Origin of the sequence: Paraburkholderia sp. J8-2, from assembly GCF_905220195.1 — a bacterium.
In the GTDB taxonomy this organism is placed as follows: domain Bacteria; phylum Pseudomonadota; class Gammaproteobacteria; order Burkholderiales; family Burkholderiaceae; genus Paraburkholderia.
Genome location: NZ_CAJMZA010000006.1, coordinates 1 through 23,815, shown reverse-complemented (window position 1 = coordinate 23,815; position 23,815 = coordinate 1). Strand labels below are relative to the sequence as shown.

General features: G+C 59.3%; 16 protein-coding genes and 1 tRNA gene. 12 read left to right on the top strand and 5 right to left on the bottom strand.

Features of this window, described 5'->3' with window-relative positions; genetic code table 11:
* Positions 1–33: 33 nt before the first annotated feature.
* The gene (locus tag U5A52_RS15380) at positions 34–279 is read right to left on the bottom strand and encodes a hypothetical protein (RefSeq protein WP_321935190.1); all 246 of its coding nucleotides are present in this window, start codon (positions 277–279) and stop codon (positions 34–36) included.
* 461 nt (positions 280–740) lie between these two features.
* On the opposite strand from U5A52_RS15380, the gene U5A52_RS15375 reads away from it, so the two are divergent.
* From U5A52_RS15375 to U5A52_RS15360, 4 genes are all read left to right on the top strand, one after another.
* Positions 741–1,160 (top strand): hypothetical protein, encoded by a 420-nt coding sequence (locus tag U5A52_RS15375; protein ID WP_321935189.1) that lies wholly within the window; start codon positions 741–743, stop codon positions 1,158–1,160.
* A 471-nt stretch (positions 1,161–1,631) separates the two neighbouring features.
* Positions 1,632–3,842, top strand: a complete 2,211-nt coding sequence (locus U5A52_RS15370; protein WP_321935188.1) for an LPD1 domain-containing protein — start codon at positions 1,632–1,634, stop codon at positions 3,840–3,842.
* Positions 3,843–4,479: 637 nt separating this feature from the next.
* On the top strand, positions 4,480–4,863 hold the full coding sequence (locus U5A52_RS15365; protein ID WP_321935187.1) for a hypothetical protein: 384 nt from the start codon (positions 4,480–4,482) through the stop codon (positions 4,861–4,863).
* A gap of 63 nt (positions 4,864–4,926) precedes the next feature.
* Positions 4,927–5,304 (top strand): hypothetical protein, encoded by a 378-nt coding sequence (locus U5A52_RS15360; RefSeq protein ID WP_321935186.1) that lies wholly within the window; start codon positions 4,927–4,929, stop codon positions 5,302–5,304.
* A gap of 200 nt (positions 5,305–5,504) precedes the next feature.
* Here U5A52_RS15360 and U5A52_RS15355 read toward each other — a convergent pair whose 3' ends face one another.
* Both U5A52_RS15355 and U5A52_RS15350 read right to left on the bottom strand, forming a co-directional pair.
* A complete protein-coding gene (locus tag U5A52_RS15355; protein ID WP_321935185.1) occupies positions 5,505–5,810 on the bottom strand; it encodes a hypothetical protein in 306 nt (101 codons plus the stop codon).
* 35 nt (positions 5,811–5,845) lie between these two features.
* Entirely contained in the window at positions 5,846–6,517 is a 672-nt protein-coding gene (locus tag U5A52_RS15350) for a hypothetical protein (protein WP_321935184.1), read from the bottom strand.
* A 765-nt stretch (positions 6,518–7,282) separates the two neighbouring features.
* Here U5A52_RS15350 and U5A52_RS15345 point away from each other — a divergent pair.
* The 4 genes from U5A52_RS15345 (at position 7,283) to U5A52_RS15330 (ending at position 12,713) form a co-directional block, all read left to right on the top strand.
* Positions 7,283–8,395 carry a hypothetical protein gene (locus U5A52_RS15345; protein ID WP_321935183.1) on the top strand — a complete coding sequence of 371 codons (1,113 nt, stop codon included), beginning with the start codon at positions 7,283–7,285 and terminating at the stop codon, positions 8,393–8,395.
* A gap of 486 nt (positions 8,396–8,881) precedes the next feature.
* Positions 8,882–10,213, top strand: coding sequence for a hypothetical protein (locus tag U5A52_RS15340; protein ID WP_321935181.1), 1,332 nt, complete (start codon positions 8,882–8,884; stop codon positions 10,211–10,213).
* Positions 10,214–10,537: 324 nt separating this feature from the next.
* Positions 10,538–11,611, top strand: coding sequence for a hypothetical protein (locus U5A52_RS15335; protein WP_321935180.1), 1,074 nt, complete (start codon positions 10,538–10,540; stop codon positions 11,609–11,611).
* Between the two features lie 511 nt (positions 11,612–12,122).
* Positions 12,123–12,713, top strand: coding sequence for a hypothetical protein (locus U5A52_RS15330; protein WP_321935179.1), 591 nt, complete (start codon positions 12,123–12,125; stop codon positions 12,711–12,713).
* A 341-nt stretch (positions 12,714–13,054) separates the two neighbouring features.
* Here U5A52_RS15330 and U5A52_RS15325 read toward each other — a convergent pair whose 3' ends face one another.
* Positions 13,055–14,323 carry a hypothetical protein gene (locus U5A52_RS15325; protein ID WP_321935178.1) on the bottom strand — a complete coding sequence of 423 codons (1,269 nt, stop codon included), beginning with the start codon at positions 14,321–14,323 and terminating at the stop codon, positions 13,055–13,057.
* A 54-nt stretch (positions 14,324–14,377) separates the two neighbouring features.
* On the bottom strand, positions 14,378–15,772 hold the full coding sequence (locus U5A52_RS15320) for a hypothetical protein (protein WP_321935177.1): 1,395 nt from the start codon (positions 15,770–15,772) through the stop codon (positions 14,378–14,380).
* A 1,167-nt stretch (positions 15,773–16,939) separates the two neighbouring features.
* Here U5A52_RS15320 and U5A52_RS15315 point away from each other — a divergent pair.
* The 4 genes from U5A52_RS15315 to U5A52_RS15300 all read left to right on the top strand — a co-directional run bounded on the left by U5A52_RS15315 (position 16,940) and on the right by U5A52_RS15300 (position 23,690).
* Complete coding sequence (locus U5A52_RS15315; protein WP_321935176.1) at positions 16,940–20,701, top strand: hypothetical protein; 3,762 nt, start codon at positions 16,940–16,942, stop codon at positions 20,699–20,701.
* A 212-nt stretch (positions 20,702–20,913) separates the two neighbouring features.
* Positions 20,914–20,990 (top strand) — tRNA-Gln (locus tag U5A52_RS15310).
* Between the two features lie 485 nt (positions 20,991–21,475).
* Complete coding sequence (locus U5A52_RS15305; RefSeq protein WP_321935175.1) at positions 21,476–21,814, top strand: hypothetical protein; 339 nt, start codon at positions 21,476–21,478, stop codon at positions 21,812–21,814.
* Between the two features lie 712 nt (positions 21,815–22,526).
* A complete protein-coding gene (locus U5A52_RS15300) occupies positions 22,527–23,690 on the top strand; it encodes a hypothetical protein (protein ID WP_321935174.1) in 1,164 nt (387 codons plus the stop codon).
* The last annotated feature ends 125 nt before the right edge of the window (positions 23,691–23,815 follow it).

Genomic DNA, 23,815 nt, shown 5'->3' with positions numbered 1-23,815 from the left:
AGTCTTTCCGAGGGGAAGACTGGTACCTGCCTGTTACGCGTTGATTTTGCTGACGTGATGGATGTTCACGCGGCCGCTCTGCACGAGGTGGCGATCACGCTCTGTGTTCAGGCGGTTGTCATCCCACTTGATGGTTGCGGTGTCGTCGCTCCAGAGCATTTCAACCTTGCCCTGGTGAACTTGGGGCGGCCGGGCCTCAACGTCTTGTACGAACACGCGGGTGCCAGTAGCAATGCCACGAAGTTGGGAAACGGCGACAGCTTGAGTTGCTTGATTCATGATTTACTCCTTTTGCGAGAAATCGCCTTGGAAAGGAGTCGGCGCAGTGCGCTCGGTTGAGGCTAAAGCCTCACTGGAACGCGCGGGGGATCACGAATCGTGTTGTGTGGTCAAAATCGTGCCGATCTAACGGCTGTCCGAGACAGTACCAGCGTTTCGCTGGCGGCACAAGCGTCAGGCCGCGCCGCCCGAGGAGACGCATGCACGCTTCCGCGAGGGATGTGCAGACGTAGAGTCGGCCCCACGGGACGTTGCGGAAGCGCACACCATCGCGGGACCGCCGGTGGTTGGCGAGGTTTGGGAGCGACATCGTGTGCTTGGCTGGTACGCTTTCGGAGTTTCCGCCAGGGCGCTCTGCGCTGGATCGTCTGTGTGCCAGGCAGGCGGTTTGCGTTCGTGCACTGGTGCGCTATCTTTGCACTTTGTTGACCGATTACCCTGGAAGAGGAGGCGATTCGACTATGTTCCTGCTGCTTGAACTGTTTCGCGAGAAAAGCGAGCAACCGCTCGGCCGTGCCAGCAAAGCGCTACTGGATTTTGAGCATTACCGCGAGGATACCGGGCCGGTCGTCATGCCCATCCAGGCGGCAGCGATTGTGGCCTTCGAGCGCATCCACGTCACGACCACGGGGCGGCTCAACTCAACTGAGGCCAACTTAGCGGACCACACGACGGGCGTGCGGCTGCGTCTTTCCGACCGGACGCAGTGGATCGTGCTGGACGGAACAAACTCGACATTCGAGACAAACTACGCAGCGGCGCGCAGGAGCGCCGGAACAGTATTTTTTGACTGCGGACCGTCACAGTATACGGAGAGATTTGCGCCGGTAGAGAAGGCCGTACGCCTACGGCGCGCTGGAATGCTAGCGGAGTGCGAATGAACGCGGATCCGCGACCGCTTCGCGGCGAGGCTTTTCCGTCCGCGCATTGAAAAGCGCTTCTGTCAATGCGCCGATTTTTTTAAAAACGCTCAAACTGAATATACCGGCAGCGCGCACATTCACCTCGAAACGCGCTGCCGCGCGCATTTGCCTTTAAGGCGGTCGGCGATTTTCGTGCCAGCGACACCGAGTACTTCTCCAACCCACGGACGCGCTCGAAATCTGTGCTATTCTGGGACTAGCCGTTAAATCGGCACGATCAGCGTTTTCAATCAAAGCCCTCTCGGGCTTTTCTCACACAGCGGCGACACCCCTTACGGTGGCGCTTCATTCTGCGGCACTTCCTTTATACACGCGTCAGCGTGGGATCTGGCCTGTCCTGCAGCCGTTTGGTGAAGTCACGCTTCGCCAAGCACCCGAAATGTTGCTTGATTCTTTCATTTCGCCCACATGGGCATGGGGAGTCAAATCATGAATCAGGCAACCACCGCTACGGCTTCGGACCCGCGTCAACTCTTGCTGGTGTTCGCCGAGCCGCCGAAAGACTTCACAGCGCGCGCCAAGAGACCTGCAAGTGAGGGTGTCGCGGCTCTCGGCAACGACGATTTCAATGACCACAGGAGCGCCAGCTACCGCTACGCTGACACGGGGTACATCGCCGGGTCTCGCAAAGAGGAAGCGGCCTCGCAGGTTATTCTCCGAGCTAAACGGGAAGGTCTTCGCGTGCATGCGCGAGCGATCGACTGGAAAGCGCTCGAAACCAATCCGCGGGAAGCACGGGAGCTCATCACGAAGTCGAACCTGTTCGGCGTGGTGGACTGGCATGGCATGCGGGTGGACGGGCTCCAGGCGGCTGCCGGATTTCTCATCGACCGGGTGTACGCTGCAATCGCCCAACAGCCCGATCAGGATGCACCACAAGCCCGTCAGGACTACACCGTGGCGCTGCAAACGCTTCGGGATCAACTGGAGGCCTGCAGGACAGTCGGTGAGGTCGTCGCCGCACTCGCGGAATTGCGGGAAGAGCTCGAAGGCATCAAGCTGACCGCGGAGGAGCAAATCGAGGTCGGCGACCTGCGCGCCCAGACCCGAACGCTCGTAGAGGAGCGTCGCGAACTCGAGCAAGTGAGCGACGCAGCCTACCAGGCGATGAATGAGGCGGCGGCGGAGCACTGCGCGATTAAGCGGGGGCTCGAAAGTCGCGAGCGCCGCGGGTGGAAGGTATCGACCGAGCATCTGGAGGGGCAAAAGGAAGCGAAGGCACTGGAAGATCAGCGCCGGGCTGAATGGATTGCAACTCGCGAAGGCAGTGCGAAAGCCCGTCGTGAAGAGATCAGGGACGCTGAAACGGCGCTCGGCAAGCACGTCAGATCGATCTACGCTGCCGCGCTCGTGCGCAATCAGGCGGAAAATCCGTTTCATCGCGGACTGAACCTGATGGGAGAGCGCCTGATCAAGGTAGTGCTATACCGCTCGACGAAGGGCTCGGAGGCATTCGCCCGACACGTCACGGCAGCGACAACGGGTCTCATCGCGGACTGGTCGTGGCTGGAGGCCGAAGTGACACGCGCGCCGCGCGTCACCAAGGAGTCAGTGCGGTTCCAGTTTCGCATCGCCGAGAACTTCGAACGCGTGGGTGGTCGCACCGTCGTCCCTGATTCGACAGCGGAGCTGAAGGAGATGTTCCAACTTCGCAATGTACAGTCGGGTCATTGGGTACAGAGGGATTTCGCGAGTGCGAAATTCCATACCGAGCAAACGGCGGCAGCGTTTGCGGATCTCGCTGACCTGATAGGGATCGAAGACCGCGCTGTGTCGCATGGTGGACGATTGGCAATGGCGTTCGGCGCACGCGGCAAGGGTGCTACGGGCGCGAAGGGTGGCGCTCCGTCGGCACACTACGAAACGGTTCATCGCGTCATCAATGTGACGAAGGAGCGGGGCGGCGGCTCAGCGGGTCACGAATGGTTCCATTCGCTTGATGACCTGATTGTCGAAGTGGTCACGGGGAATCCGGGCGTGGTGCAGTTCGCCACGATGAGCCCCGATATGCTGCCGGCCGGCGAGTTGCGTGACGCGTTCCACGCACTTTGCTATGCGATGACAACGGGAACGCAGAGGGCAACGCGTATTCTGGTCTACACGGCAAAGGACGCGGAGCTGGCGGCAAAGAACGTGGTGCCCGGAAAGGGTGGGAAAATCCCGAGTCTGATCCGCAACGCCGGCAACCTGAGCGCGGCCCTTCAGGGCCTCGAGCAGCACTTTCGGGTTCAGCCAGGCGAGGTGCCGGTGGGGCGCAACAAGAGCAACTACTTGGGGTGGCGCCGTATCGCAATTGCCTTCTACGGCGGGAACCCCGACGGTGGCGAAATTGAGGTGCAAACCGGCCCGACGATGTCGTCCTTCAAGGCGGAAGCCGTGAAGCTCGATGGGAAGGGAAAGCCGTACTTCACCGAGATCTACGAGATGGCCGCGCGAGCGTTCCAGTCGTGGATCGAAGATCGGTTGGCAGAGCAGGGCAGACGTAACGACTACCTGTCGGTTTTCGCCGACAACGCGTTTTATGTCGATCCGCTTACCGGCACCAACTGGAAGCCCTATCCGGAAGGAGAGGAGCGCAAGCGTATCAACGCGGCCTTCGATCAACTGGCCGCAGCACTGCGTAAGCACCTTTATCCCTGAGCAGTACGCAAGCCTGCCGCTCGCCTCGAGAGAGAGGGCGGTTCGCTTAACTTCAACTTGAGACAACCCGCTGAACGACCCCATAGGGGGCTTCAGCGGGAGTCCATTTCCCTAACCCCGCTTCGCAAGAATCACTATTCTTGCCGAGCGTCGTCCACTCTCATTTCCTTCCCTGCAGTTTGCTCACACGATCGTCGTGCACGCGCCGCGGGCAGGACGCGTATGCCGCTACTCGGCGGCATTCCATCAACGCCCGATGCGGCGGGACTGGTGCCTGTTGCTATAACGGCTTCAAGCGGTGAAGAGGCGCAGTCAGGCCCGGCCTGATGTACTGTACCGACTTTCGCACCCCAGACCAGAGCGCTCATCGGCCCCCATGCGTCGTTCGTCGCTGCAGGGTGCCGCTCGTCCGATTGTTGCCGACATCACGCCATCGATTCGAGATACTCCTTCGTATGCCGCCCCGCCCCGAGTCGAGTACCTTGAGCGGCCAGAATCCACTCGACTGCGCACCCGGGAGGCAGATCCACTACGTGCCATTTGCTGCACCACCGGTAGTGGTTCAGCACCTCGGCACTCCGCTATCAGATGAAGGAGAGCCGGGATTGACGACCAACCCGAGAATTGGATTTTAGATATGAGCCTGATTGTGATTGCCGCATTCTTCTTCGTTCCGATTCTCTCGCTTGTGAGCATCCAGATGTTCGCAGCTCGAGTTCGCAATCTCACGGTGTCGCGAAAACCGTATGCCACAGGGAGCATTTTCAGCTTCGTGGCGCTGATGATTGGATTGCAGATCTTGCTCGATAGTTGGGCCGGCGTGAGCGATCCGCCTGCGTTTAACACGCTATTTTGGACCCGGTTACTGTCGCCCTCGATTATCAGTCTCGTCGTGGTGCTTGGCGTGGCGCACATGCTGAAGCTGCGGTTTTCCCGCAAAGCATACCTCGCCGGATGGCTGTCTGGGCTCGCTGGGGCTCTGGGTACCGTCTGGTTGTTCTACTGGTATTTCAACGGGTGATTTGCCGAGACCGCTGTCGGCAGCGTTTCAGCATCAACAACAAACAACTTACAGGAGGCGATCTTGAGTCTGCTGGTCATTGCGGGCTTCGTTTTCGTTCCGATGCTGTTGCTCCTCGGCGCTGAGTATTCAGCATCTGCGATGTTTAGGTTACGCGTATCACGCGGTCCCTATTTCACTGGACTGGCAACGGGCTACGTCTCGTTGTTGTTTGGAATCGTTTTGATGATCGAACGGTGGGGCGATGAGAGCAAACCGGAATACTACAAACCGGTTTGGGATGCGTTGTTGACGCCTTCGATTGTCAGCCTCGTGACGCTACTCGGATTGGGATACATGCTGAAGATCAAGTTTTCGCGGAGAGCATTTATGCGGGGATGGATTTCCGGTCTTGCCAGCGCGCTGGGTACGCTCGGATTATTTTGCTGGTACTTCACTTGATTCTTCGATTGAGCGAAGCCGTGCACTCGTTGAAAGCGACGGACACACGGCACTAGCTTCTTGCCGTCTCGCGAGCGAGTCGTCGCCTTCCCCAGCGACTTCTGCGATTCGGATCTTGGGGGCGGGGCAGGACTTTGAAATCGGGGAGGAGGCACAGCCGAGCGTTCGTGCCGCCGGCGGCGTCCTCCGGGCCGCCATGGCTATGCGCTGTCCTCATGGGGTGGCGATTCTTTAATCCAGCGCTCAAGCTCTTCAAAACGGTCGAAGGTGGGTCGCGCAAGCCATGATCCGAATACTTCGGCCCACTCGCTCCAGTCCAGATCGCGTGGGTCGAACTCTTCCTCGATGCGTGCTTCGTCGTCCTCCCGTAGATAGGCGAACTCGACGCTTCTTCCATTCCACCAGGCGATCACGAAGCGGCTGAGGTGAGCTGCCGACCAACGAGGCTGGTCTCGTAACAGCATGCCGACGTCCGAAACAAACGCATCAAGGGTGATCTGTGCCACGGAAGCCTCCGGTTTTGCGCTGTTGAGAACCGAGTCTAACTCTCGGCGTCGACAGTCGCGCTGTAAGCGCCGTATCTGGGGATGGCGGCGGGCGTTGGGGCGACCACTCGTTCCCCAGTTGCGAGGTCAAAGACGGTGATGCAAGCGTTGCGGCGCGCGTTGGCCTCCCTGTAGCGCACCCAGACATCCATGTCGCCCCACCTCGAGATGTCCTCGGAGAACTCGATCGGCTCAAGATCCTTGTCTTCTGTGCGCAGGATGATCGCGCCGAGGCAGACGGTTTCGAGAAAGGCGCGAGTGTCCGAAATGGATTTCAAGGGCCCTTGCCACGATTCGCTGCTGCCGCGTTTGTACGGGGAAGGCCCGAGCACATAGCTTCGGATGACGCTGCGCGGCACGACATGCTCGAATCGAAACCGCTTTGAGGACTCGCGCGCACCGTCGGCCCACGCCGCCAGCGCGGATTTTGACCAGTACCGAACGCCATCCGGGACCTTGCTGTACTGGTAGTACTCGGTGCGTGATACTCGGCGCATGTCCAGTTCGCGCTCGACCGCATGATTGGCTCGGACGAATCGATCGAATTTGCCAGACCACTCAGGCCAGACGGCGAGCACGTGCTCGAGCACTGCTAGCTTTGTTGCGTAGGCGAGATCGCAATTGGTAATGATCCGGAAGAGGTCATTGGCGATGTCTCGTTTTGTCATGTAATGTTGCGGTGCCGGCGCCATTCGGTTCACCCCGGTTAGTCGTTTCTGGTTTCGCGCGGGAGTGAGATGATCCGCCGCACGCCTGTGTTCTTGAGCCCCGCACATTACCACTAGGTATCGGCGGCCGAGACAACTCATTCGTGCCCAGAATCGGGCGTCGTGGAATGTGCGGCACCCTGCGCTCCTTTGCGAGGACGTGTCGGAGCCGTGACTCGTGCGCTGCGAGCTTTCGTTTCACGGGGCCCACCCGTCAGGAGGGCTGCGCGGCGATATGCTTTGGGTTCCCGAATGTTCTCACCTTCGTGTGGGAACACTCAGATGCATGCCGTCTCCTACCGACGCTGGTGCACACCAGGTTCTTGATCAACGCCTTAACGTTCATATGGGTGGCGTTGCCCCAGATGCGTGTGCCCGCGCCGCGGAATGGATGGCAGTGTACGGCAGCGCCGAGACTTGGGCGGGTGGTTCTCGCACGGGACCTTTCGAGGCAGACGTAACGTGCGCACCTGCTACCCACCGTGATGAAGGGTGCTCGGTCATTGAGGGTGCCGACGGCGAGGTGGTGCGGCTGGTCTGTGTTATATTACCCCCAGCCGTTCAATCGGCATCAGATTTCCACTAGGCCCCGCGCCGCATCAGCCTCCCACCGGGAGCGCTTCGCAAGTATCCCCCGCATCCCGAACGCTGTGATGAGAGTCACTCATCAGAGCGCTTGCGCTTGCTCCTTTTCAACCACCGCTGTGCGGTAAAGAGGAGAACGTCATGAATAGCAAGAACGATCGGAAGCTGCCGGAAATCGATGTTGAGGCACTGGAGCGCGAGCGTGGACTGCTCTCGGACCAGGTGAACAGTTTGCGTCAGCGTGAAGACGCAGCCGTAAGCTGGGTGAAGCGGAACGGGTTCAAAGAGAAGCGTTTTGCGGCACAGAACCGACTCGATGAAATCGACAAGCTTCTGAAGCAAGATCAGCAACGGAAAGAGCAGGAAACGGATGATCCGACCTTTGACGTCAAGGCGTTCGTGGCCGAGCGTAGCGGCACGAGTGCAGCGGACTGGGAGTTCTTTGACGGTCCGGAGACGGGCGTTGGCACGGAGTATTGGCTGGCAAGCGAGGCGGACAGCCTGGAGGCGTATGTCTGTATCGATCAGGGCGAGGTGGTCTCATGCGAGATCAACGAGACCAAATCGAATAGCGACGACCGGAAACTGCCGAAAACGAGTGGTGAATTTCCGGTCTTGTTCGAAATCGACCCCACATCGAACGAGGCAACCGGGACCGTCATGCCATTCTGCTCGACGGCTTGCCGCGATGCTTGCGGTGGGACAGCCTACCCTGGGTTCCGGATGGCGAAGGAGGGCACGTCAACACTGTCCGACTTCGGCTATGACCCGCAGTGCGAAGAATGCGGAGGCGACATCAAGTCGATTGCCGGCCTGTCGGATGAGCGGAAGCCGGTGGATAGCTCTACAGCGAACAACTGGCGAGTCATGCTGCATGAGGCACCGGGTGACAAGGTCCAGCTTGTATTCGACTGTTTTGCGGATGATGCAGATCATGCCGCTGAGCAAGCCGAAGGTGCCTATCCGGGCTGTGAAGTCATCTCGACGACGCAGTTGGAGGATATCGAACAGCGGGAACTGCAGGATGCCGTTGTCAAGGCCGCCGTCGGAGATGAAGTCATCGTCAACGTCGGTGTTGGGCCATCCAGGACCATCTTGGCAGTGATCGAACGCGAGGCCAACGAACTCGGACTGTATACCGCGCGCGTCGCCCAGGAAAGCCGCAAGATCTTCGATCGGGAGACCGTTCTGTTTTACGTGCAACAGATCTCGTCCGTGGTTCGAAGCAAACCGGAAATCCAGCCCGGCATGTAACCATCAACTCGCAACCCCCGCCCGCCGTGTCCCGATTTTTCGGGTCCGGCGGGCGTTTCTTCTTTCTGACTTGCCTGTTCTCTGAATGCCCGCCATTGCGCCCGCGGCCTTTCTCTGCCTAGGAGCGGTCCCGCGCAAAGGTGAGGTCATTCGGGATTCCAAACAAATCGCCGAACAGCCAACCCGAAGGTGTCCCGCGCGACCCGCTAGATCGGGCAAGGTGAACGAAATGTGGCAGTTCTGTTGAAGAAGTGCGACAAGCGCCTTCAGATTCAGGAATTGTGTAGGGGTGGCGAACGCCTTCCCGTGGTCCCTCTTCCCACAAGCGGGCCGCGCGTGGAAGACCGCGCCGCCCGGATGCTGCAGACGAGGGGGATATTGTTGGATTTTGGGAACTGCTATTCCTCTAGTGTCGTTGTCAGCGGAAAAATCGAGCACAATCTGACTGCCACGGGACGGTAGCGTGGGGCTCGCAAAGGAGTTCTAATGAGCTTGAGTTCGCACATGGCGTTCGCCCTAAACGGGGCAGGGCAGGTTGTCGCGGCACACGACTTGCCTCGGGTTGGCCCCGCGATTTTCCGTTGCGCGAATTGCGGTGGTGAGGTTAGCCTGTACCGGCCAGATAACTCTCACGCCTATTTCCGCCACGCGCGAGGCAGCGCCTGCGAACAAGGTGCCTTACATGCGCTTCGTGCGGCAGCGCTACAGACGCTGGTCGAGAGCCGGTTTGTTCACGCCCCGCCGTTGAGCAGGAGCGGTAGCGGGCGGGTGAAGCGGCACATGATAGAGGCGTGGGGCGCGGAGGCGTCGACCTGCACGCGTGTCGACGGCGTCGGCGTGGACTTCTATGCAGAGACCCTTGCAGGACCCCTGATTATCCAGATCGCCATGCGTGCCCTGTACGACCCCAACAGCCGGCTGGCCATACGCGCACTTGGCTATGCCGCGCTTGAGATTTCGATCCCCAGGCCGGGTGTAGTCTTGTGCGTCGGTGACCTCCGGGAGGTCGTTCTTCATGGGCTGACGAACAAGATATGGCTGTGGCACCCAGCAATTGGCAATCGCGAGCGCCAGCCTCTGGCACAGAGGCGAATGGCCGAAACGGCCCTGCTCTTTGGTGAGGCCAAGAAGGCACCGTCAAGGCTTTCCATGCCCGTCGTGATCTCTCCGTGGGCTGATGTAGGCACCATCGCGACGGGTGTTCCTTACCGACAGCTACCAGTCTCCGAAAGGATTCGCGAGATCGAGCAGCAACTTGGGGAGGCGTGCGAGGACTGGCCAGATGCCGTCAATATCGATGTCGCAGGGAAGGACTCGTTCGGCGTGGACCCGCGTCTATGGCAGGCGGATGTCTTCGGGAGATTCGTATTCCATCGGGGGCAAGGCGTGAACGCACCGGATTTTTCTAGTCTCGCCGTGGTGCGGTGGCTGTCCATGCGCTATGCGAGCACGCCCGGGTTCGAGAGGGCGGAAGCGGTCGCCATCGACGAGTATCTGCGCGCGCTAGTGACGCGGGGCTATCTGATGGGGCTGCCGGAGCAGCATTTCAGGGCCTTGCCACAGCCGATTCCTCAAGGTCTCGAGACGCTTAGGTGGAGGCCGGATGCGAGGCTAAGTGTTAGCGGTTTGAGAGTATCTTCCGAGCAGGTGCGCCTGGATATTCCGGTCACCCAAGTTCAGCGCATTCTCGAGTATTTCGAGGATGGCCATCCTGCTGCGCCGGTGAGGGCTTTCGTCGAGGATTTGATGGTCCGCCTTCACGCACCCGAGCGGACGGTCGTCGCGTTGCTCCGTGAAGCTGGGCTGGTCGATGGCTGAAACGTACCGTGCGCTGCTGCGTGTAGCCGCCAGGAATGTGCGGCGCGATGCAATCACTCAGTAAAAGGCTTTCGCAAGGCCCCCGAACGCGGGGAGGTGCACCATGTGCGAACCAAACACTACGCCGTGTGGTTGAAATTCACCCGCTTGACCGCGCCGTACGTCGCCTCCATAATGCGCTTCAAGGGAACACCGGCCCCGACCTCCCACACTGGTAAAACCTCTCTGCAGGCCCGGCGCAGCGCTCTCGAGTTTGCATTCAACGACAACCAGTGAATGCCTCGCCAAGTGGGATCGCAGGCATCCTCGACTGGGAGTCCATGCATGCGCACCTATTTCCGCTCAACCAAGCGGGTCAAGCAGATTGCCAAGGCCCTTTCGGCCGCCATCCCTTCATATTCGCTCTGTCGAGCTCTTGACGCGGTAGCAATGATGTTCGGCTATCGCGACTGGCACGATCTTGACACGTTCACAGCAAATTATCGCGGTGAGCCGACGCCGCCGATGGGAGACCTCGGGTCCCGGGACCCACTGGATCGAAGCCGGCACGACGAGGAGCAGTTTCAGATCGAGTCGTTGGCGAAGGCGCTCGGGCCGCACGGCTCTCATGCGGAGGATGTCTACTGGTGGATCACCGGCGGATTCGAAGGCATTTCGCGGCGGCGTCTCTCCGATGAGCCAGAGGGTCGGCAGATCCTGCGCTGCATGGCTTACGACCGCTTTCCCCGTAACGCCGCAAAGTTTTATGCGTGGGCAGACTTCGACTACGGCGACGATGGCAATTTCGTGTGTGGCATCGTCCCCGATCTTGAATGCCACTATGGCGGGGCTGCGAACGCGTTCCTGAAATGGGTCGATCGGCATGAAGACAAACTCACTGCGATGACGATCGCCGAGGCCACGCGGACGGAGATCCGGGACGAGACAGTCTCAACAAAGCTCGACGATGGTTCGATGCAACAGGGGCGCCTCGTGCGCATTGTCGCGTTTGAGGCAGGCACCGACGTCATTCAGGGCATCGCGACTGTCGAGCTTGTCATGAGGGTACTTCCAGTCGCAGGTATCGAGGTCGACGTGATCGTTCATGCAGCGCAAACGCGCTCGGACGAAGACTTCTGCGAGGTTGCGCTCGCGACCACGTTGCTGATCTACCTCGAACATGTAGTCGACTTTACGCTATGGTCGAACATTGATCATGAAGATCTCATGATTGAATTCGACGCGATCCCCATGAGCCGCGGCGCAGGGGACATGGTTGACTGCATCATGGATCTGCTGCAAGACAAGATCAATCAGGGCGAGTTTGCGATGGACTGCGCGGGGCTGATTCAATCCGAGTTTGAGGTCATCGAGTTTGATAATCGGTACCCGGAGAGCCTTGACGCCGTCCCCGGCTAGCGAGAGCCGCCGGCGGCCGGGTGCGGACCGTTGGGCGGCGTAAGCCCCTTGACGGTCAACGCCTCAAGCGAGGGAACATGCGGGGCCGAGGGTGCGCACCATCTTCGAGATGCTGTCGCGCGATCGTCGGGGCGCGACTCGCAGAACTATAGTGCAGGAGGTTGCGTCGTCTTCGCCATGGCGCACATTGACACGCAACCATCGCCCCCGGTCTCGCAGGCCGCCCCCTCTTGACAGTTCTACCCCTGTTTGCGGCATACTTCCGCACAGAATAGGAGCAGGCTAGCGTGGGCCGCTGCGTATTGACAGCGGCTCCAGATTTCCCACCGGCAGTCTTGTGCGCCATACGGTGCGCTTGGGTGGCGAAGGATATGGCTATCGCAAGGCGCTTGGCAGGCGCGTTCCTGACGACGATCGTCGACGGGCACTGTGGTGGTCGATAACTATTCAAATCGGCGTCTGGCCACGGGCGCCAATTTTGAATATCACTTTCGCCTTTAGGGAAATTGCCATGGACACGAGCACCAATTATTCTCCACCCGCGTCTGACGAAAGCCCCAATCGAAAAGCCGTCCCGGTGCCGGCTGTGGTGCTGCCGTTTCGCAAAAGCATCTGGCGCAAAACGACGGACTATCAGTTCGGAGGCTGTTCCCAGGAAGAGTTCAAGGTCCTGTCGCAGCTTTACGACGTCATCTCCGCCAAGCTGCAAATCGCGTTCCCGAATCTTGCTGATAGCGTGGCGCTCGCCTCGGCCATCGATTCGCTGCCTGACGATCCGGCGACAGCCGAGAGTAGCGAACTGGAAACAGCGATCAAGGCTTTCCTTATCCGCGCGTTGCGGCTCCGCGGAATTGGCATTGCAGTTGCCGTATGCGCGCTGGCCGTCCTCAAAGGAGGGCGCTACGCACCCATCGACCGGAAGGTCGTGGGTGGACTGCTCAATCTCGGGATCGTCACCGCAATCGACGCAAAGGCGCTTCTTCGTAATGACGTTACGGAATTCGCGCGCGTCTACGCGTTCACGGTCTTGCCTGAATGGCGCAAAGAAACGCAGCGACGCACGCCTGAACAAGCGGATGCCTTCTGGGCGTCGCACGCCTAGCACGAAATCGAGGCGCGCCATCCGGCGGTGGGCGTACTATGCCCATAGCGGGGTGAGAAGTCCCTGTGCTCCCTCCGTCCATCGAGACACGCCGGTGCGGGCTTGGGGACTTCACCCATGCGTTTGCACTTTCAGAGCGCGTCCATTGGCGGATTGGAGACAGGCATGCCGAGAACCCCCGAGACACTAAACAAATGCGCCGCTGTTTTGCGCCTGCGTCCGCGTTTGATCAGCGCCCTATATACCGTCTTCAGAGAGATAGACCAAGCTTGGCGTAGGTGTCAAGTCGTGTGAGCGAGCCGACGCCGTGAAGCGCGTGACCGGTAAAGATCCCCTCAAGCTCACACGATGAAGCTCGGCGCGGATCGTGGCGGCAAGGTCGCCACAGAGATGTCGATGTAGGCAATGATCTGCATCCCTGCAAGCGTCAGGGAGCCGTCTTGTATGTCTACCTTGCCAGCGGTGCCCAAGGGGCCGATCGCGAAGGAGCTGTTGATGGCGCTCGCGTCCGCTTCATTGAACTGTGCGGACATCACGACATTGCGCACGACAATGAACTGGATCGGGATCTGCGCCAGCAGCGCCCCGGATGCACCGTCGATGCCCGGGTTCAGCTCACCCCGTCGGGCATCCGGAATGTACCAGTTCATGTCTATCAGAAAAGGGGTATAGAGCCAAGGTCGGTCGATTTTCACGACGGTGTACTCGAATGAAACGTCCACGTGATCTTGCCCAATCGGATCGGTCGTGACGGTATCAGGGAGCACCACCTCGCGCAGCGCCACAGTAGTTGCCGGCGTGGTCGCAACCACTGGAAGGCCCTCCACCATATCGCTCAACGGCGTCGCCAGTGCAAGCGTGCGGAGCGCCCGTACCTGTTGGGCAAGCGCCGCTGTGTTGAACGCCGGACCGCCGAGATACCCAGTAAGGTCGGTCCAGTGCTTATCGACCGCGGGGCTGGTTATTACAGGAGGCGCAGGGTCGATCCATCCTGGTCGATGGAGTAGATCACTGAGGTTGGGTGGCGGCCACTTCGCGAGGCCGGGTGATAGGGCAAGCTTTTTGCGCAGCGCATCAGGGTCGATTCGCCTCAGACTCAAAGCGGGCTCTGCTTCGCTTTTTGTCTGTGCGACGAGCTTCACCTTGCTCCATATCGAAGCAGGTCCGTTCGGATTGAGCCAGTCGGCCGGCGTCGCGTTACTGCCTTGATATTTGTGGCCGTCGATACCGACTAGCCAGTTTTCCATGCTCCGCTTGGCCTCCGCCAAATGACTGTTGAATGCGGTCCGGCTCTTCTCCACGAGTGCCTTGGCCTGATCCTGCCGTTCGTAAAACGTCGCACGATCGAGTACCGCAGCATCGATAATGTCGGCGAGGCTGTCGGATCTTCCTAAACGAAGACCATTCACGAGCTGCCCCGCGCGGTCAGCGATCCGCCGCGAAAAGGTTTCGTCGGCCAGGGTCTTCTGGAATCCACCGTTGCTGTCCAGGAATTCCCCTAGGACCTCGGGAAACATGACGTAGTGCAATCCAACCTGCTGGTCCGCCAACACGGGCCCAAGCGCGGAGGCGAAATAGTCGTGCAAGGCGTTCGTGAACGCATCAGCCATGGCGCATCTCCGTTGGGGCAGGGAAGGACCTGATAAGTCTCAGGCGGGCCGCTTCTAGGCGTCCTCGGAAGGCGAGCGGGGTGTGACCTCCAGGACCCACCCGATGACCTGTGCACCATCGACGACGAGCCACCCATCCTCCATGTGACTCATAACCGTTTGCTTGTAGCTGTCATCGCCCGTGGACCCACCAAGGCTAAAGGGCCCCCAGCCGAATCCGCCGCCGCCACCGGAATGCTTGGTCAGTTCGTCGAGAACCTGCCCCTGATCTCCGACATAGATGCCGAGCTGCTTGATCACAATCATATGTGTGGGAATCGAGGGTAGGAAAAACGCATCCAGATCTCGCTTGTCCTGACCGGCTTCGCCGCTAGAGACGACCCCTGCCTTCTGCCCGGACAGACCCCAACCTTTGATGTTGAGTAGGATCGTGCGCAACCACGGCCGGTCGATCGTGACAAGTCCGTACGACATTCGGATGCCGGTGGCTTGGGAGTCGAACTCGCCGTGTTCCGTACGCGAGGAGCCGCCACCGCCGCCACCAATGCTAAAGAACCCGAAGCTCAGACCGCCGTGTGCGCCCCAGTTGTGCGTCTCGACGCTGTGCTCGCTTCGCCGTTCGGTCGAACGGTAGCTGTAGTTATTCCAGCCGGTGAGCCCTGGCATGGGTTCGGCCCAGTCCTGAGGAATGCACGCTGTGTAAGCGTATTTTGCACCCGTGTCCGCCACCGCAAACTGGTAGCTTTCGAACGTGTCCCGGCATTTCTTGATAATGTAATCCACCGCGTTGGCCCCCTCCGCATCCAACGTATCGCTCGCCGCAGACACCTCAGCTTTCCTGCCGAGAGTGACCCAATCGTCCATCGCAGACTCCACACTTAGGTAAGCGGCTCGACCGGCGGTCGGCCAGTTGTCCAGTCCGTGTGGAGTATTCGCGAGACTGTTGTACTTGTCGCTGTAGGCGGTGAGGGCGTCACTGTATAGCTTCTCGTACTTCTTGTAATCCTCGAATGCTGGCGTCATTAATGTATGACCGTCCTTGACGGTGTATAAGACAGCCTCCGCAGCATCCAGGCGGGCTTTTGTTTTCTCCGTTTGCACGGGCACGTCGCCCGCGGGCGTAGCCGCATGCACGATGCCGTCCCATGTCTCACTTATAAGACTGCCCACGGGCACGAACTGGCCAGACCCGTCCATAAGCAGCTTCCTATCGACAAAGCGACTAAGTTCGTACGCGGCCGCTTTCCGTTTTGCGGTCTCCGCGTCGGTAGCACCTGTCATATCTCCAGGCCGAGCCGGATTTCGGAATTGATCACCCGACACCGGTAGCGCCATAGGCATCAAGGTAAGCCGGATGTTCGGATTTTGGGGTGTGGGATTCTTGTCGTCGATGTTCAAAATCCTCTTGCGCAGGTCATCGAAGATCGTGAAGACGTCATCCTTTTCCATCATCGCTCCTTTATCTCGCGCTCGGCCGATATAGATTACGTGAAGCTAACGAATGGATTTATGGTACGTAAGGAGTTGTGTGCGGTAGCGCACAAAGATCCTGTCGCGGGACCCGCTCCAGGCGACATTGTTCACGGGCATTGATCTGCTTCTTAGGCTGAGCACTAGGGACAAACGCCGCTCGAAACGCCCATCACCCGACGGCAGTCGGAGAAGGGCGCGTGCACGCGCTGATCAGGGCGACGGTGTGTCTCAGCGGAGCGGTTGGCACTGCCGCGCGGCCTTTCAAAACTTCTATGGTGCTTTCCCGAGAGACGATTTCGCGCATATGTTTAAGATGCAGGCAGGCGCATTCCAGCGTGACGCAAGGAAGTCATCAGGATCCTCGCGTCCCCCCACAGCACGCGGGCCGTCTGAAAGCGCTATGGGAAGCGAGGCCCTCGAGGCAGCATGAAGAAAACGATCAAGCAACCCGTGATAGACCTGCCGCTGACATCGCGAAACGAATCGAGCGCGCAGGGGCGCGAATAAGAAGGTATCCGTGGCGGTAGATCACGTAATCGCCATTGTCAAAGTCACCTGTCCGATCAGGACTCCGATTCGATTTTACATAAGCTAATTTATCGCATCTTTTGATAGGAGTCCGGATGACCATATTGGTCGTCGCTGCTGTGCGGGATTGGCTTGTTGCGGACTCTCGATCAACTGCCGAAGGAACGAAAGTCGCGGTCTCCACTGCAAGCGGACACCAAGAAAAGGTCACGACACCCTGTCATCGTCAGTCTCGTCACGCTTTTTTTTTCAAACCGCTGGATAACCACGGGCTTCTCGCGCCTACGCCATGTTGGGGACACAACGGTCCAGCCTCTATGTGCGGTGACACACATTCAGCCTCACCTCTGCCCTGTGTATTCGGAGTAATCGTCTAGCCTTTAGCGAGAAATTGTCGCCGTACTTTCACTCGGTCGACAAGAGCCAATGGGCGTGCGACCCAGGTTGGTGAAACCGGACCGAAAATCCCACGAGTTTGCCAGCCGACGTTTCCGTCCGCTTGAGCTAACTCCGCGTTGCGGAACTATTCCCTCTTACACTGTCCGCGCCTGTCGCGCCCGTCGGCCCAGCCGTCCGCGCTACCAGCCGGTTTATCATTAGAAATCGGAGGCGGTGATGGTCACAGTGGCTCTCAGTGGACCGCTCGAATTCGAGGTGGCCAGTTACGGCGATTCCGTCGCGCGTGATACGCAAAGCGACGCGATTCCGATAGACGCGATGGTCACCGCGTCGATCAAGCCGTCCTCGACGCCGTTTTCGATCACCTCGGTCACAGCATACGACGTTGCGCTGGTGCCAATGGTAGTTCCACCCGGATATGTCGGACCGCCGCCGAAACGCAGGGTGTATAGCGAGGTTGCTCACTCCGATGGCAAGTCACCCATCAAGGTGCTTAAGAGCCAAGTCCTCACTGTGACCATTGAACTCGTGGTCCCGATGTATGCCGTGACGCCGGGCGATGTTATGGCGACTCTCTCGGTTCAGGGGGACTCATGGGACACGGCGGCGGAGGTCCCACTGCGCGCCACGTTACTCGCGGTCGACGAGGCAACACCGATCGGCGAGAAGTGGCGAGATCTCGGCGGGCTCGCTTTTTCCGGAGCAGTCCTTGCAAACGCGCAGACCATGCCCGACACGCTTGGCGCATCACAGACTTTCGCGAACGGCGCCATAGTCTATTCACCCGATTTTGGCGCCGCCTGGCTTGTTGAGTCGGTCTACGCGAAACTGAATGCGCCAGAGGTCACGGAGGGACAAACCGCGGACGGCGAGCACATAAACGATTATCTCGGATATCCGACGGGCGACACGCTGCCGACAATCGAGCCCGGCGGTCAAGCAGCGATCTTCGAGCGCGGCATCATCGTTGTTCGGGCAAGCGGCGAGGCCTTTGTAGTGTACGGCTCGATCTATGTTCACTACACGAACCTTGGCAGTATCGCAGCGGGCGCGTATCGCGTGCCAGTCGTCGGCTTGCCACTCTCTGACGAGGAAGCTGTGCCAGACGGTCGCCGCTCCCGTTTCGAAGGTGGTGAGATCTATAGCAAGAGCGCTACAGGCGCATGGGAAGTGCATGGCGCGATCCGCGAAGCGTGGGAGGCGCAGGGCGGGGTGAGCAGCGTCCTAGGTTATCCGACATCTGACGAAGTCGGTGTGATGAGCGGGCCGGCGGAGATCGGCCGGAGCAACACGTTCGAGAATGGGACGATGTTCTGGAGTGCCGCGACCGGCGCGTTTGAGTGTCACGGCGAGATCCTCGCGAGATACCGCACCAGCGGCGGCCCTGCAGGCGCGCTTGGTTTTCCCACGACTAACGAGACCGACACGCCCAGTGGGGGGCGCTATAACGCTTTCCAGAATGGCTTTATTGTGTGGCATGGAACCGGAACGTACGCGGGCGCATTTACGGTTGGGAACAGCCTGCAGCTGCAACTCTACAGTTTTCAAGACGCCAGCCACGACAACTTCAACGTGCAGGTACATGTCGACGATTCGCGCGGTCAGAAGATCCGTGTCCGTATGCCAGGCGGAGGCGAGTTTGGTAACGGCAATAAGCAGTTTGATCCACCTACCGTACTGGTCGCCGCCGGTCTCACAAGCGACTACACGATCGATGTCTGGATGGAGGCGATCAGTGAGAATCTGATCGGCGACGACGATAGGGATGGCACGGTCACCGCCCACTTTGGGATTGACAATCTGTGGGGCACAGCCGATTCGCCGCAATACGCCAACGGTGGCTTTCACGTCTATATGAAGCCGATGCCGCAGCCGCAAATATTCGAGAGCGACGCAGCGCACTTCCGCAAAAATCTGTTCTGGCCATTCCATAACTGGAAGACCCCCGCCTTGACGTGGAGTCAGTTTAGCCAGAGTTACACCAACGTTGGCGAAGGCGACCTCGCATTCAACGTGCTTCCCTGGGCCTGGCATCTGTGGGAACGCGCATTCTTTGAGCTAATCTATCGCTACCTCGCGCAGCACGGCAACTGCTTCGGTATGTGTCTCGAATCGCTTTACGCGCGCGAGAACCGCGCGCCGTTCGTCGAGCCGATCTACGACAGTCCCGACAACACATTCAGCGTCGACCCTAAGGGCACAAGACCCGACCCAGCCAGCGCGAACAACACGGCCGTCATTGACCGCGTGAACGTCAAAATGGGCTACCAGTTTGGCGCGGATTTCGCCAGTTGGTCCATTGGAATGGAGACCGCGAACGAGGTTCAGGACGCCGTGCTTGCCTTCAAATCAAGCCGCGACTCCTACGCGAACGGCAACTGGCCGATCATCATGCTTTCAAGTGATGGCCTGGCCTTCGATGGGCACGCGGTTGTGCCCTACGAGTGGCTAGTGAGCTTCGATGGCGCACAGCCTATCGAAGCGACTGACGAGGCCATCAATTCCCAGCCGCTCCCCGTTCAAACGTGGATTATCCGAGTCGCGAATCCGAACGCCCCGCCCGAAGGGTCGCCCGACGGATCGCGAGACGGGTGGCCCGACAATGATCCTCTCTGCGAGATCCGAATTTCACCGTTTGAGAACAGTTGGTCATTCATTACGGGGAGCGACGGAGTGAGTTGGAGCGGTTCGAGGGGCTCCGGCGGGCGCATCTACAGTGCGCCGTTCAGTCTGCTGAGCTACGAACAGCAGATGATCGGAAACTTTGTCGTCGCACTCATATATGGCTCGATGTACATTATCTTCAGCGGTGACGGAGAGACGCAGCAGATCACAGATGAGGCTGGACGCACATATTTTGTGCGCGGCGAGCGCGAGCCTCTTAGTGCGATAACGAGTACGACGCGGCCTCCACGCGAAATCAACCACGCCCGCACCCGCATCCCGGAAATTGGCTCTGTACCGGCTTTCCGCGCGACGCGGGATGAAACGCCGCCTCGCTACGAGATTTTCGGTATCCGTAGGCCCGCTCCGGCAATGCGTTGGCCACGTCCCGGTTCTCGCCAAGTCGCGCCGCGCTCGCAAGGTGTCCTGATTGCGACGAAAAAGATGCTTTTCGAGTCGATGCAGGGCAAGCGCGAACTGATTTTTCGCCTAGCTGTTGCTCGCGCTTCTCCATATCGCTGGAATCTGAATGCCCCGCGAATGTCGATCGACATAGTATGCGTCAGACCCGCTGACGCGATCGACGAGGTCCGCATCACCGGCGCCGGAAGCGCGGCGCAAAGCATCACGCTCCGCACGGATCCTGTGGCGACGCAGCGCGAATTTGAAATCACGATAGCTGGTTGGCCGCGCCACGACCGCAAAGGAAATAGAGCGTTTAGTCTCAAGCAGCTTCCGCTCGCGCCGGGCAACGCGGTGAGCGTGGGTGTAAGCGACGGCGGGAGGGAACTGTGGCTGCACAACCCCGGAACGACGGTCACATGCCTTGTCGATGTGTTTGCGCCCGAGCTTGCCAGACCCCTCATTGCGAATAACAGCCTGACTCTGCCGGCAGGAGCGACGATGCGTGTGCGGCCGTCGCGTTGGACCCTGGAGCAAGGCGCCCCGAAACTCTGCCTCGAAAGCATTGACGATCTGATGCAAGATGGCTATCAGGGACAAGACCCCGAGAGTAAAGAAGACACGAGCATCCAAGACGGCCGCCCGCACTCTCGTCACGAACGAGGGGAACACCTGACCCTGACCGGCAAGATAGTTGGGTTGATGTTCGATCACTTCGGCGACTTCGAGGGGTTCATTCTAGAAGACGACGTGGGCGAGCGACGCTTCTTTAGCCGAACGAAAGAAATACAGGTCCTCGCGGAGCGGGCATGGAAGGAGAGCCTGCGAATAACGGTGATCGCCGAGCGCGGCACACCAGAACATCCGCGTAAGGTCATCGTGCGGCAGCGACCTATGCCGTTCGATCACTGACGCCGTTTAGGCGACCCGGTGAGCCGCGGTCGCCGTTGCACTCCTACTGGCCTGCAGTGCGCGACAGGAATGCTCGTAAGCGGGATGGTATGAAGGTCACGCCGCGCGTTTTCAAGAGTTGTAGTTTCATATGTAAACATAGCCATTATGATAAGAATAGTTATCACAATGGCGCAGTTGCAAACGACTCCAGAGGGCGATGCGTAGTTCGTAGGAGAGTCGCCAAGTTGGTAAAGGCACCGGATTTTGATTTCGGCATGCGTAGGTTCTAATCCCGCTTCCCCTGCCAGCATTCAGCGCCCGGACATCGGTCCGGGCTTTACGCCGCCTCGTCGATCTGTATCGCTTCACGCTCTGGACAACAAGGCCTGCAAAAAGCATCGGTGAGTCGAATCAAAGGGACGGAAGGCTTGTTATTTTCTTGTAACGACTGGGTAACCTTGCCGATGGAACCACCTCCCTACACTGCAACCACGCAGTAACGCTTTGCCTCGCTTGAGCCAGGTTTCAAGCTATCCCTCTCCAAGCCAGACCTCGCGTCCATGCGTCGATTTGTATCGCTCTGTATCGCACCACCCTCTGGACAACAAGGCTTGCAAAAACCGGCATCGGTCGAAACAAGCGAGATACATCGCGGCAGTCAAATACCGACATGCAGGGTTGATTCAGAGCGCTGCAAACGTTTTAGGCGAGACACCACGGCCGCTGGGCTTGACGTGATTCATGTCCCACTTGAACCGCGGATCGCTTTCACTCAACGTGAGGAGAAATGCCATGAAGCTCGTTCAATCGCTCGGTTCGATGGCCGCCGTGAAGGCTAACTGGAAGGCACCCGTCGGCGGGTTGATCCTCCTGTCTGTCTGCGCCTACGCTCAAGCGAGTCCATACACGGATTGCGAGCAATCGTATCAGGATGCACAGAACGATCGCGGCGCGGCCTTTATTGGAAGTGTCTTTACGGGCAATTATCCGGCGGCGGCTGGTAGCTGGTTAGCCAGCGCCACGGCACAGGCTCCGGATTGCGGGACTCCCTCACCCGAAGAGGCACAGGCGAACAAAAATGAGGCCGACCTAAACGCACGTATTCGCGATGAAAATCGACTGGCAAGGTGATGATCGAGAGCCCGGACTTCGGTCCGGGCTTTATGCCGTAATACGGCCATCGGCATGTTGCCCTTATCCAGAGTCTGCCCCTTCGATGGGAGTGCGAGCTTCATGTAGCGATCGAGACGCGTGAGGTATTCGACTGCTGTCTTCAGATCCGTCGGCGCCCCCTGCTGGACTTGCGATGCAAGGGCGGCGTGCGATACTTCACACGCCGCACTACACACCACCACAGGGTCTTCGGATGGCATCTAAACATTCCGCGTCGCCGCAGCCTGACGCGTTTTGCATCAGTCTCACGCGTTCTCACGCGCCGCGGTTTACGGACTGGCGCTCGGTGCTTGCTGCTTTCGCATCCACTTTTGCTCGGTCGTTTGGGAGGAGAACATGATGGACCGCCCACGACGGAAAACCCGTGCCAAGGTAGGAATCTTTACAGCGTGCCCGGAGCGCAATACCTTTGCAAAATACGGCGCACGCGTTGTCCGCGTGCTCGGCGTAGCACGCGGTCAGCGATGCATGATCGAGTCGGTGTCCACAAACGGGAAGATATTCAGGAGTGCTGTGAAGTGGAAAAACCTCAGACAGTTGCAGGACACGCTCTTCTAAGCAGATCGGGGTCCCTTTCCGCATTACGTGATCTTTCGCAGCACTTGTGTTGCAAAGGCGGCGTGCGATACTTGGACGCCGCCGCACTACTACACCAACCTCGGATTTCCTGATGGCAACAAAACGCTCCACGCCGCTTTGGCCTGACGTGAATGGTATTTCCGACTCCGATGAACGGGGCAACCAGTCCGTAAGGCGACATCTGTCGGCGCTGTTGGTGCATGCGGCTGAAAGCGACGACGATGAGGATCGCGGCAAAGCCATCGGCATGCTTCGCGAATGCTTTGCGGCGAAGCAGTCGGCCGTCGTGTTGCAAGCACTCATGGACGTCAGTGCTACTACCCCCGAGATATCCGAGCGGGTTCTGGACCTGGCGGAGACGGCGAGTTCTCTTCGCCCGCTGGACTCAGGACACTCAGAGGCACGCCTTCTTGCGACCGCCGTCTTCCCCGTGTCGATTGGCGGGAGGAAGGGGATGCACGAGGATCTTCCCGGAGAACTTGGCGCCGACGCGCTCGCGCGCATGGCTGAAGCGTTCGAAGTTCACCCGATCCTGCCGGGAGGTACGGAGGTTGTGATCTCGCCCATTCTGCGTTGGCGTGCCGACGTCGCTGACCTTTCGTTCTGCGAGATCTCGCAGTTGGGCGAAGAACTCGAGGCTCGCTGGCGAGGTGGGTCACCTCAAGTAGCTGGTTACACGTCGGAAAATCTCACGCCGGGGTTACGCTATGTCGTGATCGGATGCGTCGGCCTCGACGACCTGTCACTTTCCTCAATAAATTCTGCCGCGCTCCCGCCCTCAGAGAAGATTCGGGCGTGGTGCGCAGCGATCCGTGAAGTTCTCTGTGCGGCGATAGGCGCGTCAAGCGGCGAACTGGATGTGCAGGTCGGCCCTGTCCAACCAATACGGTCCGGGGTGATGTCAGGCGAGCTCTTATGGGCGCGGCAGGTTTTTGAGCTCGAGACACGCAGGCACCTTGGTGAAGGTGCGGCGCCCCCTGACCTGTCGGTCACCGTGCAGGTTTGCGAGCGGTACGGCGCACCTGCAATGCTCGAAGTGACTTATGCGCGCCCGCAGGGTATTCCCGGGCCGGTGTGGGAACGCACGGCGCACTTCCCGATCCCTGGCGGCGCGGATCTCGACCTGATTCTCATGATGGTGGGTGAAATCATTGGGGCGACCGGCGTTCGTACTGTCCCACAGTTGCTTGGCCACACGCGGGAATTGAGTGGAGCCGGCTATCTGCCTCAGGATACTGGCGGCCGGATTCACTGATAGCCGAGTCGACGGGAAAATAAGGGTTGGCAATCGGCAGAGTTATGGCTTGCTAGCTCTGCCGACCACGCACCTCGCTTCGGCGGCAGCGAGGTCTGTCTGTAGCTCAGCCCACTTCGCCGCCA

Coding starts and splice junctions, on each gene's coding strand:
- U5A52_RS15380 (WP_321935190.1), bottom strand. CDS start 279: ATGAATCAAGCAACTCAAGCTGTCGCCGTTTCCCAACTTCGTGGCATT.
- U5A52_RS15375 (WP_321935189.1), top strand. CDS start 741: ATGTTCCTGCTGCTTGAACTGTTTCGCGAGAAAAGCGAGCAACCGCTC.
- U5A52_RS15370 (WP_321935188.1), top strand. CDS start 1,632: ATGAATCAGGCAACCACCGCTACGGCTTCGGACCCGCGTCAACTCTTG.
- U5A52_RS15365 (WP_321935187.1), top strand. CDS start 4,480: ATGAGCCTGATTGTGATTGCCGCATTCTTCTTCGTTCCGATTCTCTCG.
- U5A52_RS15350 (WP_321935184.1), bottom strand. CDS start 6,517: ATGACAAAACGAGACATCGCCAATGACCTCTTCCGGATCATTACCAAT.
- U5A52_RS15345 (WP_321935183.1), top strand. CDS start 7,283: ATGAATAGCAAGAACGATCGGAAGCTGCCGGAAATCGATGTTGAGGCA.
- U5A52_RS15340 (WP_321935181.1), top strand. CDS start 8,882: ATGAGCTTGAGTTCGCACATGGCGTTCGCCCTAAACGGGGCAGGGCAG.
- U5A52_RS15335 (WP_321935180.1), top strand. CDS start 10,538: ATGCGCACCTATTTCCGCTCAACCAAGCGGGTCAAGCAGATTGCCAAG.
- U5A52_RS15330 (WP_321935179.1), top strand. CDS start 12,123: ATGGACACGAGCACCAATTATTCTCCACCCGCGTCTGACGAAAGCCCC.
- U5A52_RS15325 (WP_321935178.1), bottom strand. CDS start 14,323: ATGGCTGATGCGTTCACGAACGCCTTGCACGACTATTTCGCCTCCGCG.
- U5A52_RS15320 (WP_321935177.1), bottom strand. CDS start 15,772: ATGGAAAAGGATGACGTCTTCACGATCTTCGATGACCTGCGCAAGAGG.
- U5A52_RS15315 (WP_321935176.1), top strand. CDS start 16,940: ATGGTCACAGTGGCTCTCAGTGGACCGCTCGAATTCGAGGTGGCCAGT.
- U5A52_RS15305 (WP_321935175.1), top strand. CDS start 21,476: ATGAAGCTCGTTCAATCGCTCGGTTCGATGGCCGCCGTGAAGGCTAAC.
- U5A52_RS15300 (WP_321935174.1), top strand. CDS start 22,527: ATGGCAACAAAACGCTCCACGCCGCTTTGGCCTGACGTGAATGGTATT.